Genomic DNA, 3,722 nt, shown 5'->3' on the forward strand with positions numbered 1-3,722 from the left:
GTTTTAAAATCATATGTATATGCTTTCTTATTTTTTCTATCTAAAGATAATAAATCTATAATATACATATTATTATCTTCTGTTTTATCATATATTTTAAATTCATGTTTTTTATCTAAGTCTGAATCTATAATATTTTTATATTTCTTAACATTAATATCTATTAATTTATTAACACACGCAAAATCCTCTTTAATCAATAAATTCCCATATTTCTTTCTAACTATATCTTTAGTAATTTCTATATCACCATTATACACTTCAAAGAAATAATGGATAGCACTTCCTATATTTTGCTTTCTCACTCTATTTATATCATATTTTTCATCAAATACATCTAAATATCTAGTATTAGAAAAACTTTCTTTATATTTACTATAATCTTTAATTTCATAAGTTTTAACTACATTTTCTTTTATTTCATTTTCACCTAAAACCTCAGCTTTTTTTAATAAATAATTATCTTCACAATAAAAGACATATAGATTTTCACGTGCTCTAGTATATGAAACATAATATAAATTACATTCTTCATCAAATTCTGATTTTTTTAAATAATCACAAATATTTGATACTTCAGGGTATTGTATTTTAAATTCTTCCATTAATTCTTCATATCTATCTCCTATTTTCAAAAAAGAATTAGGATTAATTATTTTTTTTAATATAGAATTATCTACTAACTTAAATTTTTCTATATTATATTCATTATCATACTTAATATATTTTTTCATTATATTTTCTTTATTACCACTATCAACTTCTGGTTTATAGTATGTATATACATTCTTAAACTCTAAACCTTTAGAGCTATGTATTGTCATAAGAACTACTGAATCTTTTTCTATTATTGATTTTCTAAGAGATTTATTATTAGTCATATCAAAATAAAAATCTACTAAATTATTGTATTCCTTTAATTTAGAAAAATACTCATTTAGATTTAATACATCAACATTAGAATTAATACTTGAATATCCAAAATATTTAATATATTCTTTTACAAAATCAAATTTTTCAGAATTTACAGCATTTGCTAATTGATATTTTTTTACAAAATCATCAACATATTTCATCTTATCTGATTCATTTAATAATATTTGTGAAACTTCTTCCAAAGTTGCACCAAAAACATTAGATCTAATAAACTCGAACTTACTTATTTCATCCCCTGTAACTATATATTCAATCAATTTATGTGCATATTTAACAGCCTCAACTTCTAATATATTAGATTTTGAACTTAATGAATAAGCTATACCCAACTCTGTTAAAAGTCCTGCAACCTTTTCTAATTCTTTATTACTTTTTAAAAGAACTGCAGTATCTTTAAAATGTTTATTTTTTTCAATCATTTCAACTATATATTTTTCATAATCAGCATTTTTTTTACCTTTTTCTTTTTCTATTTGTATGATTGAAACATGACCTTTAGCATCTTTTTCTTTATAAGAAGTTACATCTTCATAAGAATAATTTTCTAATTTATTAAACGTTTTATTAACAAAATCAATAATTTTAGCTTCACTTCTATAACATTTATCTAAAACCAACACATTTGTATCATTCCCTAAACTTTTATCTAAATTTTCAAATAAGGCTTTATAACCTCCACGCCAACCATATATACTTTGCTTTTCATCACCAACACATACTACAATTTCTGCACTATCCATTATTAATTTAAGTATTTTATATTGATTTATACTTGTATCTTGGAATTCATCTATCATTATAGCTTTAATATCTCCACCTAATAATTCTTTAAATCCTTCTGTTATTTTTCCATTTTCTACAAATCCTAATTTTTCATCATTAATATATTTAGCCACATAATATGTAATATCGTTAAAATCTAATGCTTTCTTTTTCAACTTATATTTCAATTCAGTTTCAAATAAAATTTTAGCATTTTGTACAATCTCATTATGTTTACATCTAGATTCAAATATAAAAATATCAGCCAATAAATATAGTGCGTCTTTAAATATTTCATAATTTTCTTTAATTTTTGTAGAAAAACCTACAACTTCGGTAGATTTGAAACATTTTTTAAATCCAGAAACAAATTCTTTATAAATATCATCTATACTAGCATCTTTTTCTAATATAGATATAACATTTAACCCTGTTTTAACCTTTCCTGCCGATCCCCACTTATCAGTATATAAATATAGTGCTTTTCTTAAAATTTCTTCTTTAGTTATTTCTATATCTTCATATTTTGAATTTAACAATTCGGATTTTTTCTCCAAAAATACTTTTTTAATCTCTTCGATAATAGCATCTATATTTTTTTGCTTAAATTTATAATTAAATTCCTTATTTTTAGATAAAGAAAGTATTATATCTTCATAAAGTAGTTTATATTCCTCACTTTTTTCATCTAAAACATCATATTTATATAATCCTAAACATGATTCAGCTATACAAGATTTTAAAATTTTACTCATAAATCCATCTATAGTTGTTATTCTAATACTTTCCTTATTAATCAACATATTTGAATACAAAATCTTTAATTTTTCTATATCTTCATCTGTAATTTTATAACCAAAACTCTTTTCTATACTATCAATTAAACCTTGACTATCCTCTGTTTTAGAAATTATTTTATGTATAAATAAAAATATTCTTTCTTTTATTTCAAATGTAGCTTTTTTAGTAAATGTCATTACAACTATATTTTTAAAATTAATTTCCTTTAAAAGAAAATATATATACTGTAATGATAATCTATATGTTTTACCCGTACCTGCACTTGCTTTAACCACTTCTTTTAATCCCATATTATTATCTCCTCATAATTATTATATTTCCCCTTTTTACCTTTTTCGTAAAATTTCTTATCTGAAGATATGTAATTCGTTAATATTTCATATATAACCTCTTCAGTTAAATCACTTTTTTCACTTTCTAACTTATCTAATAAATCAAAATCTAAAATATATGATAAATATGTCTTAATTTCTTTTTCTGTTTTATTGATAAATTCATATAATTTAACTTGATCTGAATATCTTTTTTTATTAGATGTATCTTTTTTACCAGTTTTAAAATCTATTATATATATTTCATCACTTGTTTCTAAATAAAGATCTATTCTACCACCAAATTTAATTTTTCTATCATTTATTTCTATATCTTTATACATTTTGTACTCAGGTTCACAATGTAATATTTTCTTATTATTCAATTCTTTTAATAATAATCTAACAAATTGTTCAATTTTAAATTTAATATCACTCAAATATTCATATTCAAAAAAATCAGAGTATTTAGATAACATTACAAAACCAATATATTCTTTTACTTTTACTAGTGCACTATCTATTTTATTATTTAACATTTCTTTATTTCTCAGCACTTCATTAATATCTATATTTTCATCTTTAGTAAAAATATATTCCATAATCTTATGAATAACATTACCAATAACATTACTTTTAAGTGTAGTTTCTAAAATTTCTACCTTCTTTATATTCTTACTCATAAAATATGTCAATTCTGAATCTCTTAAATTCAAAAAATCAGATATTGTTATATATTCTATATTATTAGTTCCATTAACAGGCATTTGATCCTCTTCAGTTAAATATTTTTCTTTATCTAAACCTAAATCTATTTCTTTAAAATATACTTGAGAAAAAATATTAGATTTTGTAGCTAAATCTATTTCAATTCTTTCTACATCTATATTATTTTTATATATAAAATCACTT

2 protein-coding genes are annotated in these 3,722 nt (G+C 21.3%); both read right to left on the reverse strand.

The window, feature by feature from the left end; translation table 11 throughout:
• A partial coding sequence (locus ACWYO2_RS05270; protein WP_455515438.1) for a UvrD-helicase domain-containing protein occupies nt 1-2,789 on the reverse strand: 2,789 nt, incomplete at its 3' end.
• Nucleotides 2,780-3,722 (reverse strand): PD-(D/E)XK nuclease family protein (locus ACWYO2_RS05275; RefSeq protein ID WP_455515439.1); only part of this gene is annotated, 943 nt, incomplete at its 5' end. The genes ACWYO2_RS05275 and ACWYO2_RS05270, both read right to left, overlap by 10 nt.

Source organism: Pseudostreptobacillus sp. (assembly GCF_977040545.1).